The following is a 14,880-nucleotide window of genomic DNA, read 5'->3' as shown; positions in this document are numbered from 1 at the left end:
AATGACGATCACTTGATTTCAATAGCTAGTTCCGCTAAAGTGAAAGGGACAGAACTAACGTAATGGAGGGCTTACAAGCGATGACACATATTCAATTTGACTACTCGAAAGCGTTACCTTTCTTTCAAGAACATGAGCTTACATATTTAAAAGATTTTGTGAAGGTGGCCCATCATAATATTCATGAACAAACGGGTACTGGCAGTGATTATTTAGGCTGGGTTGACTTACCGAAGCAATATGATCGCGAAGAATTTGCCCGCATTAAAAAAAGTGCAGAAAAGATTAAATCTGATTCTGATGTATTACTCGTTGTTGGAATTGGTGGTTCTTATCTTGGCGCACGTGCGGCCATTGAGTTTTTAAACCATTCTTTCTATAATAGTTTGCCAAAAGGCAAACGCAAAACACCGCAAATCATCTTTATTGGAAACAACATCAGTTCTTCTTATTTAACAGATGTAATGGATCTGCTAGAAGATGCCGATTTCTCCATTAACGTGATTTCAAAATCTGGTACAACTACAGAGCCAGCCATTGCGTTCCGTATCTTTAAAAAGCTCCTTATCGAAAAATATGGCGCTGAAGAAGCGAAAAAACGCATCTATGCGACAACTGACAAGGCACGCGGGGCACTCAAAACATTAGCAACTGAAGAAGGCTATGAATCATTTATCATCCCTGATGACGTCGGCGGACGCTATTCCGTTTTAACAGCAGTTGGTCTATTGCCAATCGCTGTAAGCGGTGCAGACATTGATCAAATGATGGAAGGTGCTGCGAAAGCAAGTGAAGACTTCGCTTCATCTGAGCTCTCAGAAAATGCGGCTTATCAATATGCGGTTATCCGTAATGTTCTTTATAATAAAGGACGGACAATTGAAATGCTGATTAACTATGAGCCAGGCTTACAGTACTTTGCGGAGTGGTGGAAGCAGTTATTCGGCGAAAGTGAAGGGAAAGATGAAAAAGGAATCTATCCTTCATCTGCCAACTTCTCAACAGATCTTCATTCACTTGGTCAATATGTACAAGAAGGAAGAAGAGACTTGTTTGAAACCATCGTGAATGTAGACAAGCCACGACATGAACTTGTCATCGAAGCAGAAGAACAAGACCTTGATGGGTTAAACTATCTTGCAGGAAAAACGGTTGATTTCGTCAATAAAAAAGCATTTGAAGGCACAATGCTTGCTCATACGGATGGAAAAGTACCGAACCTGATTGTGACAATTCCTGAAATGGATGCTTATACATTCGGATATCTCGTGTACTTCTTTGAAAAAGCATGTGCGATGTCTGGGTATTTACTAGGCGTCAATCCATTCGATCAGCCTGGAGTAGAAGCGTATAAAGTGAACATGTTTGCTTTATTAGGAAAACCGGGCTTCGAAGAGAAAAAGGCAGAACTTGAGAGCCGTCTCAAACAATCATAAGAATAAAAGGCACATCTTTGCATAAGATGTGCCTCAGATTGTTGACAAAGGGCTAAAATGAACTGTATTTTAGCCCTTTGTCTTCTTTTTAGCGTGATAGAAAACCTTTGAAGTCTAGGAAGGACGAGCACTGGAGCGGAGCGAATTTGACATTCGTGAGCACCAGTGCACAGGACTGACAACGAATGCGAGGGTTTGTCTACACGCTAAGGCACATCTTTGCATAAGGTGTGCCTTTTTTTATGTTCTCATGGTGTCAGTGCAAGCCTCCCTAAGCTCTGTACATAGAATAATCAATGGAGGAGGTTGATGAAGCGATGAGAACAAATCATATTTATATCCATGACATTTCCGGGCAGGCCATCGTTAACTTTGGGAATATTGGACGGATTTGTCCAATGAGTGCTACGAAAGAAACATCAGGAGCGGGCAGTGTGAACGAGACAAATGCATCATCCAGCCAAAGCTTATTTGATGCTGCTTTTACAAACAATGTGCAAATCACGAAAGGCAAATGTATGAATTCCTCTCTTTAACGAACCCTATACAAAAAGGAGGGTTCTGTATGATTCATGTACCATCTAGGCTGACTGGTGAAAGCTTTTCACTGTACCATTTAGAAGAAAACATGAAGCCGCTCGGATATGTCATTAATGGGAATTGGGATTATGATCATGGATATTTTGATTATAAAATTGACAACCGTGACGGCTATACCTTTCTCAGAGTTCCGTTTACAGCCGAGAAAGGACAGCTGGATCAGCCAGGCGTTGTGGTGAAAATGGGACATCCATTTCTCTTAAAGCATGTCTATCAAGATAAATTAGATGACCATGCGATGGTTGGAAATGTAGGGGCATCTTTTAACCAATTCCAAGAACCGAAAGAGAAAGACGGAGATGTGTCAAAGGCTTATGCCGAAATTGGCTTTTCACTCGTCAAAGAATTAGAAGATGTACTGCTTTAAAAGCTGATCAGCTCATCCTCTGGATGAAGCTCATATCCAAAAGGAGGATTCATCATGGGTCCTTCTTTTTTTTGTACGCCTACAATGATCACATGATGCTCTAAAAAGTGATGAAGTGCCGTTAAGAATGTCTCTCCAGCTAATGAAGCTGGTACTGGAATGATAGTGATCTGTTTATGGAGGGTCATGTTTCTTTTTATTTTTAACGCCATGAGCTGTTCTTTTAAAAGAAAATGCTCCACCATTAAATGATTCACGGCATCAGAAGTATGGATGACTTGATTGGCGCCAGCCCGCTCAGCATTTTTCACATAGCGATCGGTTAAAATTTCAATTAAACAATATAACGAAGGATTTAATCCTTTTGCCGCAAGCAAGGTTAAGACACTCTGCATATCAGCCGTCACTTCATTTTCATGCTGGTCGGCAGTAATCATCAATGTATCAGCACTCATAATATTTGCTCTGCGAAGTGTGGCATCCTCTGTACCATGGCCTTTAATAAAATGGACATTCTCTAAAAGAGGTCCTTCCTTTAAGGAATCATCAATGAGTACAATCGGCATGGCGGGATCAATGGTTTGAAACGATTGAAGCAGTTTGTTCGTTTTCTCATTCCAGCCGACAATGATGAGATGTCCCTTCCCCTTGAAAGCCACCTTTCCCTCTACATAATGGTGCTGTTTGCTAAATACAGCGGCAGCAAGCGTGGCAAAATATGCAGTGACAAAGCTGGCGCCGATCAAAATAAGCGCCATCCCTGCTACTTGCCCAGGCATGGTTTGCGGCACAAAATCACCATAGCCTACCGTCGCGACTGTAATGAGAGCCCACCAGATCCCATCAAAGATCGTATGATACTGCTTTGGTTCAAGTATGACGATTAATTGTCCAAAAAAGAGAAGCAAGAAACAGATGATGATCGCAATGCGAACATAAAGAGGCCATCTTAGCCAGGCAATGAAGATACGGTTTGATTTCATCGAACTCGTCCTTTCAGGGAGACTGCTAATGTCAGTATGCCCGATTAGGAAACAATTTTTCATCATCGTCATGTATTGAAACAGAACCCATATCTTAAAATAAGAGAGAAGAAGGAGGGAATGCGAATGTCGTTTGTTCAAAAGACCGTACTTCTTTTTATTGGCGCACACTTTTTATCATCTGCGGTGATTTTACTCGTGTTTGATTTAAATGCGGTGAACCATTTTATGAATAATTTCTCGTGGCTTCGTTTTTTTCAAGACCTATATGGAACAGTGACATTTTATACAGCATGCATCGGAATGTTCTTCTTTTTCATTGGTGTAGTGATTCCCCTTAAAAAGACCTAGTGCTTTTTGCTGTACACGTTACATAAAAGTCATTAAAATTGTAAATAAATATATAAAATAAAAAGGAAGCTGATGAGCATGCTGTTTTTTTATTTTTTAACATTTGCCGCATTGGGATTGTCTTTTTGGGCACAATTTAAAGTAAAGAATAATTTTGAAAAGTATTCAAAGGTTGAAGCTGCCAGTATGAAAACAGGTGCTGAAACCGCTCGATATATTTTAGATCGCAACGGGTTATACGATGTACCCGTTGAACCGGTAAGAGGAACTTTGACTGATCATTACGACCCGACGCAGCGTGTGGTTCGTTTATCTGAACCAGTGTATTATGGCCATTCCATTTCGGCCATTTCAGTCGCATCACACGAGGTTGGACATGCCTTGCAGCATCAGGAATCCTATGGTGCGCTTGTCTTGAGACATAAGATCTTCCCTGTCGTGAACTTTGCATCTGGTGTTGCCCCGCTTCTTTTCCTAGGTGGATTATTGCTCGGCAGCCTTAACTTAATCGGGCTTGGGATCGTTCTGTTCTCAGCTGCTGTGTTCTTTCAGCTAGTGACATTGCCTGTTGAGTTTAACGCAAGTTCTCGTGCAAAGAATATCATTGTTTCAGAAGGAATCATTAGAAGCAGTGAAGAAAGAGGCGTGAACAAGGTGTTAAATGCCGCAGCTCTTACGTACGTAGCAGCGGCCCTTGTCTCCCTGTTTGAATTGCTCCGTTTTGTAATGATCTTCCTAAATGGCCGTAATGATTAATTGACGCCAGAGGAGGTGAGCCCTTACCCGTGTTAGGTAAGGGTTTTTTTGTATATTTTAAACGTATTTTTAGTCCTATTACTCATTGCTGCGACAGCATTTTTTGTTGTCACTGAATTTGCGATTGTGAAAATTAGAGGCTCAAAAATCAATCAGCTGATTGAAAGCGGTGATAAGAGAGCCATTCATGTTCAGAAACTGACAACCAACCTTGATGAATATTTATCTGCCTGTCAGCTTGGCATTACCATCACGGCATTAGGCTTAGGGTGGTTAGGGGAGCCGACAGTGGAACATTTCCTGCATCCGCTTTTTGAAAAGGCAGGGCTTCATTCCGCTTTGACAGACATCATATCGTTTATCATTGCCTTTGTGATCATTACGTTTTTGCATGTTGTCGTTGGGGAACTTGCTCCCAAAACGATTGCCATTCAAAAGGCAGAAGCCGTCAGTCTTGTGACGGCAAAACCTCTTATTTTTTTCTATAAAGTCATGTACCCGTTTATTAAAGCATTAAATGGGGCTGCACGAGGCATTGTGAAATTATTTGGTTTTCATTCTGTCAAAGAACATGAAGTGGCGATCAGTGAGGAAGAACTGCGTCTCATCCTGTCTGAAAGCTACGAAAAGGGCGAGATCAACCAATCTGAATACAAATATGTCAATAAAATATTTGAATTTGATAACCGAGTGGCGAGAGAGATCATGATCCCGCGTACAGAAATCTCTGCCATTGAAATTGAACAGAGCCTGGAAGACGTGACGCATTATATGCTGAACGAAAGGTATACACGTTATCCTGTCATTAAAGAAGACAAAGATCATGTCATTGGTGTGATCAATAGCAAAGACGTATTTAAAGCAAGTTTTCTCAATCAAGAGGTGTCCATTGAAGACTTAATGCGCCCTGTCATTCGTGTCATTGAAAGTACACCGATTCAAGAACTGTTGATTTTGATGCAAAAGGAACGGATTCATATGTCGGTGCTTGTAGATGAATACGGCGGAACAGCAGGTCTCGTCACAGTTGAAGACATATTAGAAGAAATTGTGGGCGAGATTCGAGATGAATATGATCAAGATGAAACCCCGCATATTGTGAAAAAAGGTGACTTCCACTATGTCATGGATGGGAAAGCTTTGATCGATGAAGTAAATGATTTATTGGATTTAGCGATTGAAAATGATGATGTTGATACAATTGCAGGCTGGATGATGACGCATAAAATTGATTTTGACATTGGAGATATCATTGAAGCAGAAGGCTGTGAATTTAAAATTGTCGATGCAGAAGATCATCATATTCGAACCATAGAAGTAAAAAAGGTTCACTTTTCCTAAAAACCTCGGAGCTATTGACGAGGTTTTTTTGCTTGGTAAACTTTAGGTAAGAAGATTTGTTTCTGCCAACCGGCAGTGATTGGTTTCACATAAAAAGGGTATGGTTTTATAGACATGATCAAAAGGAGCCAGTGAAATGAAAAAAATCAACGTACAAACAGACAAACACGATGACATGATAGACATTACCCATGAAGTTCAGCAATATGTCCGGGAAACTGGGATTCAAAACGGAACGGTTATGGTCTATTGTCCACATACGACGGCTGGAATCACCATTAATGAAAATGCCGACCCAGATGTCAAACGTGATATGCTGCGCCGGCTTGACGAAGTCTTTCCGTGGGAACATTCAAAAGATCGTCATATGGAAGGCAATACAGCAGCGCATATGAAAGCTAGTTATATGGGAGCATCTCAGCACGTTCTTGTCCATCATGGTGATCTTGTGCTTGGAACGTGGCAGGGAATCTATTTTTGTGAGTTTGACGGACCGAGACATCGTCACTTTTATGTACAGGTGTCATCTAACGAGTAAGGGCGGGAGAGAAGATGGGAGAATTCACAGCGTTACTTCAAATTGAACATGGCATCATTCAAGCACCAATGGCAGGAGGAGCGGTGACGCCGCAGCTTGTCGCCGCTGTTTCACAATATGGGGGTCTCGGCAGCTTAGCAAGTGGTTATGTACAGCCTGAAAAGATGAGGCAGCAAATCAGACAGGTCAAACAGCTGACATCTCGTCCATTTCAAGTGAATGTGTTTGTCCCTGAACCCATTTCAGAAACGAAAACAGAAGATGTATCATTTTGGACAGATCGGCTGCCTGTCATACCAGAAGCACAGATAATCCCTAGCGAAGAAGAATTATGGAAGGACTATGAACAAAAAATCAACATTCTTCAAGAAGAAGAAGTCCCAGCTGTGTCGTTTACATTTGCCTGTCCAAACGAACAAACCATTCATCACCTGAAACAAAAGGGGATCTTTCTCATCGGAACAGCTACAACAAAAAAAGAAGCACTGCTTTTAGAAGAAAAAGGCATGGATGCCATTGTTCTGCAAGGAAGCGAAGCAGGAGGGCACCGAGGCACCTTTTTACATTCAAAGGGAGATGCTCTGCAGGGACTTTTCTGCCTGATCAGTGATGTCAAGTCTGTCTGTCATATCCCATTGATTGCCGCTGGAGGTATCACAGACAGGACCACTATGAAAGCAGCACTAGCACTTGGAGCAGATGCGGTTCAAATAGGGACACGATTTTTAGCGAGTCAAGAAAGTGGTGCGGCAGATGTGTACAAAAAGGCGCTGTTACAGGCAGAAGGCAGTGAAACAGCGATGACACGGCTTTTCTCTGGAAAAAAAGCCAGAGGTATTGTCAATCAGTGGATGGAGGAAGAAAGACGAAATGAAGACCGGGTTCTTCCCTATCCTATACAGCATGTATGGACAACACCGATGCGAAAAGCGGCAGCTGCTGCAGGAAACCCAGAACAAATGGCTCTTTGGGCAGGTCAGGGGGTTGGCCGTATTCATTCCATTTTAACCGTTGAAGAGATCATGCATGAACTCACGCAGATATAATTTGATGATGGGTGGTGTGACAGGATGGAAATCTTAAAACATTCATATCGGAAAAAAGGACAAATTGAATTTCTATTTGATGATTTTCCGCACTCCCCTGCCGTCCTTACCCCCATTCGTCATTACTATTTCGTTCGTTATGTGAAATGGAATCAGCACGACCCTCCAGTCACAAGAAACGATCTAGAAGAAATGGAAATCCTAGCAAACACAATGCTTGGCACGCTCCATGATTACCGAAAACGTAAGGCATACAAAGGCCCCTTGTCATAACCTATAGACAAGAGGCCTTTTTTAGCTGCCAAACATTTGCCTGAGATAAATAACATCCATCCTAGTAGTCTGCGGCAGTAAATAAGCGGACTGAACCGCCCCTGGCCGTCTTCTGGCATTTAATTTATCGATAATCTCTGCAGCTGTTAAGATCCCAAGCCCATGCCCATAATATTGATCTTCCCCTAAGTAAATCACATTTTCTCCGCGCCATTGAGACTGTTGATAGCTAAACTCTGGATTCTCGAAATATAGGCAATCCCCATAAATAAAATCATTTCCGCGCTCTGTATAAATGGACAATGTATCATAGTGCCAGTCATACAGGGTTAAACTTCTAAGTCTTCGATTGAACTTCTCGTCTCCTACCGTTTGCAAGACTCCCATATAAAACACAATGACAATCGCTGTGGCACATTCAAAGGCATATTTTGAGCCATTTTCAAAGATGTCTTTAATCCCCGTAGATGGCTCGACTTGATAGCGCAGTTCTAACGCTCCGGCCTCTGATACACGCCAATAGGCGTCATTCGCACGGGACCTTTGAAAGATAGCAAATGAGGCACCGCTCTTATTCAAATCTCTTGCCGCATTCATGATATTTGATCTTAAAGTCACTTCAAATAACAAATCAGATGCCTGCCTATAACGGAACGTATCATTTGAGGCTTGTAACTGCATCAAAATGATCCGCTTTTGTCCTTCTAGCTGAAACGATGCCAGCTGCTCATTTGTCACTGGCTGTCCTGAAAGGATAATCATATGAAAAGCGCCCCCTTTTGTATTAGCGTATGCGGGATGCTTGGGCAAGGAATCAATTTGTGGAAATAAACAAAAAGACATCCTTTTTATTTGAAAAACATGAAAATAATATGAAGCTGTCCGATATAAAACATAACGTTTAAAAGGAGGAAAAACATGAAAAGTATCATAAAATGGTTGAAAAAACCATCGATTTCTAAAAGGCTGATTATTTCATTCACACTTGTTCTCGTCTTGCCTATCATTACACTCAGTACGATTTCATATCAGATTGCCAAAGAAGAATTAGATCATGAAATCATGTACGGAGCCAACGCAAGAGTCAATGAGCTGAATGACATGATCGAGCAAAAGCTTTTGAATAAGGAGAACGCAGTCAAACTGTTTACCGAAACATCCAGTGCTGCAGACTTTAAAAAGAAAAACCAGGACGAACTGTATGAGCATTTTGAGATATACAGTAAAATCAATGAAGACGATGTGGTTGGGTTTTATGCAGCAAGTAAAAATCGTGACTTTATTCAGTTCCCTAAAGTAGACATGCCAAAAGGCTATGATCCAACAACTCGTGATTGGTATAAAGCGGCGATGCAGGACGAAAAAGGTGAACCTGTGGTCACCAATCCATACATCTCTGCCACAACAAACGGCATGGTTGTCACAATCGCTCAGCGTCTGAAGGACGGATCGGGAGCCATTGGGATTGATATTGATGTACAGGATATTGTGGATAAAATCAAAGACATTAAAATTGGACGAGAAGGTTATCCAATTATTGCAAATAAAAATAAACAGATTGTCGCTCATCCAGAAGAAAAATCAGGATCTGCAGTGACTGAAAATATTTCATCAATCCTTTACAGCAGCAAAGAAGGAACATCAACTTATGAGAATAAAGGAGAGCAAAAACGTCTCGTTTTTGTGACAAATGATTTAACAGGTTGGAAAATTGCTGGAACGATGTTTGTATCAGAAACAGAAGAAGCAGCACAGCCAGTTTGGAATTCTGCCATTATTCTTTTAATTTCTTCTTTTATCCTTGGCGGTATTGCGATCTTCTTTATCGTTCGCTCCATCACAATTGGACTTAGAAGGCTTGTTGATTTCTCAGAAAAGGTGAGTGAAGGGGATCTAACGGAAACCCTCGAAACCAAATCGAAGGATGAAATAGGAGACCTCACAAGAAGCTTTAGTAAGATGAGTGAATCTTTGCGTGAAGTTATCCGAGCGGTCCAGCAATCTGTCGACAATGTAGCTTCAGCTTCAGAAGAGCTGACTGCTAGTGCCAGCCAAACAAGTCAGGCGACAGAGCATATCACCATGTCGATTGAACAATTCTCAAATGGGAATGAAGCACAAAATGAGAAAGTCGAATCTAGCACGAATCAGCTTGTCGCAATGAATGAAGGATTACAAGGTATGTCACAAACTTCATCAGAAGTGACTGCTGTCTCCATTCAATCGACAGAAGCGGCTGGACAAGGCGGACGTATCGTTGAAAGCACAGCGAATCAAATGAAACATATCGATACATCTGTACAAGAAGCCGAACAAGTCATGAAAGAATTAGAATACAAATCTAAAGATATTACGAGCATTTTAAATGTCATTAATGGCATCGCAGATCAAACGAATTTACTTGCACTCAATGCAGCCATAGAAGCAGCAAGAGCAGGTGAATCAGGGCGCGGTTTCTCTGTCGTAGCAGAGGAAGTCAGAAAACTAGCAGTCCAATCCGCAGATTCAGCGAAAGAAATTGAAAAGCTGATCCAAGAAATTGTGTTGGAAATTTCCAAATCTCAAGAGATGTTCAAAGCTGTTAACCGAGAAGTAAATGCAGGACTTGGGATGACAGAAGAAGCAAAGGAAAGCTTCCAAAACATCTATGAGGCGGCAGAAGGTATGTCGAAAAAGCTCACTCAATTAAATGATACAGCGGTTGACCTATCAAGCGGATCAAAACTTGTGTCACAAGCCATGCAAGAGATGCGTCAAGTTTCAAGAGAAAGTGCGGCGAACATTCAAGATATTGCGGCATCTGCTGAAGAACAATTGGCATCTATGGAAGAAATTTCGTCCTCTTCTGTCACACTTGCCAATATGGCTGAGGAATTAAAAGAGCTGACAAGTCAATTTAAAATTGATTAAAAAACGATGAAAAAATATCCAGAATTGTCTGGGTATTTTTTTTATTTTTAAACGTCATTTCCAGCCCTCTAAAAATAAACCTTTCATCCGATAATAACTTTAGAGAAGTAAAGGGGGAAAGAGAAAATGGGAAAAATGATCCAATGGTTCAAAAAACCATCCATTTCTAAAAAATTAGTTATTGCCTTTTTGGTAGTCCTCATACTGCCAACTGTTGCACTGACCATTAGTGCGTTTTTCACATCAAAGACAGAGTTAGACAAACAGATTATGGGCAGTGCGATGAGTCAGGTCAATGCATTTGATACCTTAATCGATGAGAATATTGGGAACAAGGCAGAGGCTGTGACTCTGTTTACAGATGATCTCAAGGCGGCTAATCTTCAAGAAAAAAATAGAAAAGCTACCATTAAAGAATTGCAGCAATATGGAAAAATTAATGAAAAAGATGTCTCGGCCATTTATGCAGGTTCAGAAAAGGGTTTGTTCATGCAATACCCAGTTCAAAAAATGCCTGATGGCTATGACCCGCGAGAGCGTCCATGGTATCAAGAGGCCATGAGTGCTGATGGTAAACAAGTCATCACGAAGCCATATGTCGCAGCATCTACAGGTAAAATGGTCATCACCATTGCCCAAAAAACGAAAGATGGCTCAGGGGTGATTGGTCTTGATATGGAAATTGACAGCCTCATTCAAAAGCTAAAAGAAATCAAAATAGGTCAAAAAGGATATGCTTTCATCATGGAGAAGGATAAAACCGTGTTAGCAGATCCAACCCAAAAGCCAGGAAGCAAAGTCAATGAGAATTTGGCGAACATTATTTTTAAAAACAAACAAGGAAACGGCAGCTATACACTCAATGGAACAGATAAAAAGGTAGCTTATGTCACCAATGAACTAACCGGCTGGAAAATCGGCGGCACGATGCTCGTATCAGAAGTAGAGGATGCAGCTAAACCCGTTTTCAATACAGCCATTATTGTGTTCAGTGTGACACTGATCGTAGCAGGAACCCTCATCTTCTTTATTGTCCGCTCTATTTCAAATAGATTATCCAATCTGGCCCGTTTCTCGAAAAAGGTCAGCGATGGTGATTTACGTGATAAACTTCAGATTCAATCAGATGATGAAATAGGACAAGTTGGTAAAGGCTTTAATACGATGATTGACTCATTAAGATCCCTCATTGGTGCCGTCCAAACCTCCGTTGAAAATGTCGCTTCTTCATCAGAAGAACTGACCGCAAGCGCAGGACAAACAAGTAAAGCAACAGAGCATATTACATTAGCCATTGAACAATTCTCTACTGGTAACGAAAGCCAGAATGATAAAGTGGAATCAAGCTCAGAAGAGTTAGAAGAAATGAACAGAGGCCTTCAGCACATGAATGAGTCGGCTGAATCGATTACCGCTTCATCCATCAAATCAACAGAGATTGCAGGAGAAGGCGGACAGCTAGTAGAAAAAACCGCTTCTCAAATGAACGTGATTGATCAATCAGTGAAAAAAGCAGAGAATGTCATCAGTGCGCTAGAAAGCAAATCAAAAGATATCACCCAGATTCTTGGTGTCATTAATGGCATCGCAGATCAAACGAATTTACTTGCGCTGAATGCAGCGATTGAGGCAGCAAGAGCTGGAGAATCTGGTCGAGGATTCTCTGTTGTAGCAGAAGAAGTAAGAAAACTTGCTGTTCAATCTGCCAACTCAGCGAAAGAAATTGAAAACTTAATCAAAGAAATCGTTCAAGATATTGATGTATCACAAGAAGTATTCACAGCAGTAAATCAAGAAGTTCAATCAGGCTTAAGCTTTACTGAACAAACGAAAGTCAGCTTCCACAATATTTTCGACATGACCAAAGAAATCTCAGATCAGCTCCAAACAATGAATCGAACAGTTGTCCAGTTGTCAAAAGGATCTGCACATGTTTCTGAGGCTGTCCGTGAGATTGCAGACGTATCACGTGAAAGCTCCGCCAATATTCAAGACATTGCCGCTTCAGCTGAAGAACAGCTGGCATCAATGGAAGAGATCAGCTCATCCTCTGCCACCCTTTCTTCAATGGCAGAAGAATTACGTGATTTGATTAGCAAATTTAAAGTCGAATAAACCAAATGAAAAGAACCTCCAGCTAGCTAGGGGGTTCTTTTTTTGAAGTGATTAAATCTAAAGGAATAGGTAAATATGCTTATTTTGGTGGTTTTTTGAACATTACACCTTGAAAAATAATCCGTATTACCTAAGAATAGAGGGGGATGATCCCAAATCATAAACCAAAAGGAGTAGAGTCATGAAAAAAATCAACTTTTTTAAGCACTTTACGATGTCAAAGAAATTAATTACTGCATTCTTAGCGATTCTCCTAGTGCCCATTCTTGTGTTGGCCGCATTTTCCTATGAAGTGGCGTCTAAGTCTCTCAATGATGAGATTATGTCTAGCGCTGCAAATGGTGTGAATCAATTAAATGAACTGATCAATAAAGATGTACAGCCTAAAATTGATATTGTTTCATATTTATCTAAATCGGTGAAAAAAAAGGAACTGGCCTCTAAAAATAAGGATTTACTTAAGGTGAAATTAGAGCAACTATCGGAAACAGACGACGATGTCGTAGAAGTATTTGTTGCAGATCAGAATGGTAAACTAACTGAATATTCCGAGATTCATAAAGGCAGTGTCAAAAGCGCAAAAAATGAACCATGGTTTCAACAATCAATGGGAGATGACAAACTCATCATTTCAGATCCTTTTACAGACAAGTCATCAGATGACCTGCTCATCACAATATCAGAACAGTTAGCAGATGGTTCTGGTGTTATCGGCATAAATGTACGATTGAACACAATTGTGAAAGATACAAACAGCATCAAAATTGGTCAAGAAGGTTATGCGTTTGTCGCTACCTCAGACCAACGTTACATTGCTCATAAAACGGAAAAGGCCGGGACGAAACTGACAGGCGATTTCATCGAAAAAATGTATCACAATAAAAAAGGCAGTTTCGAATATGAATTCAACGGACAGCCGAAGCAAATGTTTTATGACACAAATGAAGCGACAGGCTGGAAGCTCGCGGGAACAATGTATGTTAACGAAGTGAAAGAAGCTGCACAGCCAGTGCTTGACTTAACCATGATCATCCTAGCTGCTGCGATTGTCATCGGTGGAATCGCGATTTATTTTATTATTAAATCAATCCGAAAACCACTCATAGAGCTCTCTGAATCGGCTGAGAAAATAAGTCAGGGGGATCTTACCCAGCATATTGAGGTGCGCACACATGATGAAATCGGCAAACTTGCACAGAGCTTTAACGATATGTCGGCAAAGCTGAAACAAGTCATTCAAGCCGTCCAGAATTCAATTGAAAATGTTGCTGCCTCATCTGAAGAATTAACGGCTAGCGCAGGACAGACAGCCCAAGCAACTGAGCATATTACCTCATCTATTGAACAGTTCTCAAACAGCAATGAACATCAAAATGAGATGATTGAAAAAAGCTCTGTCCAGCTAAACGACATGGATCGCAGTTTATCACATATGGTCAACACGACTTCTCACATGATGGAATCATCTATCGAGTCTAGCAAAACCGCTCAGGCTGGTGGAGAGCTCGTTCAAAAAACAGCAGGTCAAATGCAAACGATTGAACAAGCAGTGAAAGAAGCAGAGCTTGTGATTGCAGGGCTAGAACAGAAATCTAAGGACATTACAAGCATTCTTGGAGTCATCAACGGCATTGCAGATCAGACGAACCTCCTCGCTTTAAATGCAGCGATAGAAGCCGCGCGTGCAGGTGAGGCAGGAAGAGGCTTCTCTGTGGTCGCAGAAGAAGTCCGCAAGCTGGCAGAGCAATCAGGCAGCTCTTCAAAAGAAATTGAAAGCCTAACGAACGAAATTGTAGATGAAATTGAAAAGTCGCAAAAGATGTTTAGACAAGTAGCAGGTGAAGTTCAATCTGGATTAAACATTACAGATGAAACGAAAGTGAGTTTTGAGAAAATCACCCATAAGACATCAGAAATGACAGAACAAATGAAACAAATGAACGGATCAGCCCAAGAACTTTCTCATGGCTCAAACGATATTTCACAAGCAGTCAATCAAATCAAAGAGCTTTCACGTGAAAGTTCCGCAGGCTTCCAAGATATTGCGGCTTCAGCAGAAGAACAGCTGGCATCAATGGAAGAGATCAGCTCATCTTCCGCCACTTTATCTCAAATGGCAGAAGAACTGAGAGAGCTCATCAAACAATTTAAAATATAAGAGTCA

Annotated in this window: 14 protein-coding genes; 12 read left to right on the top strand and 2 right to left on the bottom strand. The window is 41.1% G+C overall.

Translation table 11 applies throughout. The features are described 5' to 3' along the window. The first annotated feature begins 80 nt into the window (after positions 1-80). From MKY11_RS15205 to MKY11_RS15195, 3 genes are all read left to right on the top strand, one after another. Positions 81-1,436, top strand: a complete 1,356-nt coding sequence (locus MKY11_RS15205; protein WP_342501574.1) for a glucose-6-phosphate isomerase — start codon at positions 81-83, stop codon at positions 1,434-1,436. Between the two features lie 317 nt (positions 1,437-1,753). Then, entirely contained in the window at positions 1,754-1,972 is a 219-nt protein-coding gene (locus MKY11_RS15200; protein ID WP_342501573.1) for a spore germination protein, read from the top strand. Between the two features lie 29 nt (positions 1,973-2,001). After that, positions 2,002-2,403, top strand: coding sequence for a YugN-like family protein (locus tag MKY11_RS15195; RefSeq protein ID WP_024719713.1), 402 nt, complete (start codon positions 2,002-2,004; stop codon positions 2,401-2,403). Here MKY11_RS15195 and MKY11_RS15190 read toward each other — a convergent pair. After that, positions 2,400-3,386 carry a potassium channel family protein gene (locus tag MKY11_RS15190; RefSeq protein WP_041091818.1) on the bottom strand — a complete coding sequence of 329 codons (987 nt, stop codon included), beginning with the start codon at positions 3,384-3,386 and terminating at the stop codon, positions 2,400-2,402. The genes MKY11_RS15195 and MKY11_RS15190 overlap by 4 nt on opposite strands. A gap of 126 nt (positions 3,387-3,512) precedes the next feature. Here MKY11_RS15190 and MKY11_RS15185 point away from each other — a divergent pair, with 126 nt between their 5' ends. The 6 genes from MKY11_RS15185 to MKY11_RS15160 all read left to right on the top strand — a co-directional run bounded on the left by MKY11_RS15185 (position 3,513) and on the right by MKY11_RS15160 (position 7,691). Next, positions 3,513-3,737, top strand: a complete 225-nt coding sequence (locus tag MKY11_RS15185; protein ID WP_160758042.1) for a hypothetical protein — start codon at positions 3,513-3,515, stop codon at positions 3,735-3,737. A gap of 81 nt (positions 3,738-3,818) precedes the next feature. After that, a complete protein-coding gene (locus tag MKY11_RS15180; RefSeq protein ID WP_024719711.1) occupies positions 3,819-4,493 on the top strand; it encodes a zinc metallopeptidase in 675 nt (224 codons plus the stop codon). 48 nt (positions 4,494-4,541) lie between these two features. Beyond that, positions 4,542-5,834 (top strand): hemolysin family protein, encoded by a 1,293-nt coding sequence (locus MKY11_RS15175; protein WP_024719710.1) that lies wholly within the window; start codon positions 4,542-4,544, stop codon positions 5,832-5,834. 136 nt (positions 5,835-5,970) lie between these two features. Then, positions 5,971-6,372 (top strand): secondary thiamine-phosphate synthase enzyme YjbQ, encoded by a 402-nt coding sequence (locus MKY11_RS15170; protein ID WP_025207889.1) that lies wholly within the window; start codon positions 5,971-5,973, stop codon positions 6,370-6,372. A gap of 14 nt (positions 6,373-6,386) precedes the next feature. Beyond that, positions 6,387-7,418 carry a nitronate monooxygenase gene (locus MKY11_RS15165; protein WP_203143604.1) on the top strand — a complete coding sequence of 344 codons (1,032 nt, stop codon included), beginning with the start codon at positions 6,387-6,389 and terminating at the stop codon, positions 7,416-7,418. A gap of 24 nt (positions 7,419-7,442) precedes the next feature. Then, positions 7,443-7,691 carry a hypothetical protein gene (locus MKY11_RS15160; protein ID WP_017358966.1) on the top strand — a complete coding sequence of 83 codons (249 nt, stop codon included), beginning with the start codon at positions 7,443-7,445 and terminating at the stop codon, positions 7,689-7,691. A 21-nt stretch (positions 7,692-7,712) separates the two neighbouring features. Here MKY11_RS15160 and MKY11_RS15155 read toward each other — a convergent pair whose 3' ends face one another. Further along, positions 7,713-8,453 carry a protein-glutamine gamma-glutamyltransferase gene (locus MKY11_RS15155; protein ID WP_008345763.1) on the bottom strand — a complete coding sequence of 247 codons (741 nt, stop codon included), beginning with the start codon at positions 8,451-8,453 and terminating at the stop codon, positions 7,713-7,715. Between the two features lie 156 nt (positions 8,454-8,609). Here MKY11_RS15155 and MKY11_RS15150 point away from each other — a divergent pair, with 156 nt between their 5' ends. The 3 genes from MKY11_RS15150 (at position 8,610) to MKY11_RS15140 (ending at position 14,874) form a co-directional block, all read left to right on the top strand. Next, positions 8,610-10,601 (top strand): methyl-accepting chemotaxis protein, encoded by a 1,992-nt coding sequence (locus MKY11_RS15150; RefSeq protein ID WP_024719706.1) that lies wholly within the window; start codon positions 8,610-8,612, stop codon positions 10,599-10,601. A gap of 126 nt (positions 10,602-10,727) precedes the next feature. After that, positions 10,728-12,716 carry a methyl-accepting chemotaxis protein gene (locus MKY11_RS15145; protein WP_096881793.1) on the top strand — a complete coding sequence of 663 codons (1,989 nt, stop codon included), beginning with the start codon at positions 10,728-10,730 and terminating at the stop codon, positions 12,714-12,716. A 181-nt stretch (positions 12,717-12,897) separates the two neighbouring features. Then, positions 12,898-14,874, top strand: a complete 1,977-nt coding sequence (locus MKY11_RS15140) for a methyl-accepting chemotaxis protein (RefSeq protein ID WP_342501572.1) — start codon at positions 12,898-12,900, stop codon at positions 14,872-14,874. Positions 14,875-14,880: the final 6 nt, after the last annotated feature.

This window comes from Bacillus sp. FSL W7-1085, from assembly GCF_038595035.1.
GTDB lineage: Bacteria > Bacillota > Bacilli > Bacillales > Bacillaceae > Bacillus > Bacillus altitudinis.
The sequence above is the reverse complement of the archived record's forward strand: the minus strand, read 5'-3'. Positions and strand labels throughout refer to the sequence as shown.

What these genes read in the sequence shown, in the direction of transcription:
- MKY11_RS15205 (WP_342501574.1), top strand. Translation starts at nt 81, where the DNA reads ATGACACATATTCAATTTGACTACTCGAAAGCGTTACCTTTCTTTCAA.
- MKY11_RS15155 (WP_008345763.1), bottom strand. Translation starts at nt 8,453, where the DNA reads ATGATTATCCTTTCAGGACAGCCAGTGACAAATGAGCAGCTGGCATCG.
- MKY11_RS15140 (WP_342501572.1), top strand. Translation starts at nt 12,898, where the DNA reads ATGAAAAAAATCAACTTTTTTAAGCACTTTACGATGTCAAAGAAATTA.
- MKY11_RS15150 (WP_024719706.1), top strand. Translation starts at nt 8,610, where the DNA reads ATGAAAAGTATCATAAAATGGTTGAAAAAACCATCGATTTCTAAAAGG.
- MKY11_RS15165 (WP_203143604.1), top strand. Translation starts at nt 6,387, where the DNA reads ATGGGAGAATTCACAGCGTTACTTCAAATTGAACATGGCATCATTCAA.
- MKY11_RS15200 (WP_342501573.1), top strand. Translation starts at nt 1,754, where the DNA reads ATGAGAACAAATCATATTTATATCCATGACATTTCCGGGCAGGCCATC.
- MKY11_RS15195 (WP_024719713.1), top strand. Translation starts at nt 2,002, where the DNA reads ATGATTCATGTACCATCTAGGCTGACTGGTGAAAGCTTTTCACTGTAC.
- MKY11_RS15145 (WP_096881793.1), top strand. Translation starts at nt 10,728, where the DNA reads ATGGGAAAAATGATCCAATGGTTCAAAAAACCATCCATTTCTAAAAAA.
- MKY11_RS15170 (WP_025207889.1), top strand. Translation starts at nt 5,971, where the DNA reads ATGAAAAAAATCAACGTACAAACAGACAAACACGATGACATGATAGAC.
- MKY11_RS15185 (WP_160758042.1), top strand. Translation starts at nt 3,513, where the DNA reads ATGTCGTTTGTTCAAAAGACCGTACTTCTTTTTATTGGCGCACACTTT.
- MKY11_RS15160 (WP_017358966.1), top strand. Translation starts at nt 7,443, where the DNA reads ATGGAAATCTTAAAACATTCATATCGGAAAAAAGGACAAATTGAATTT.
- MKY11_RS15190 (WP_041091818.1), bottom strand. Translation starts at nt 3,386, where the DNA reads ATGAAATCAAACCGTATCTTCATTGCCTGGCTAAGATGGCCTCTTTAT.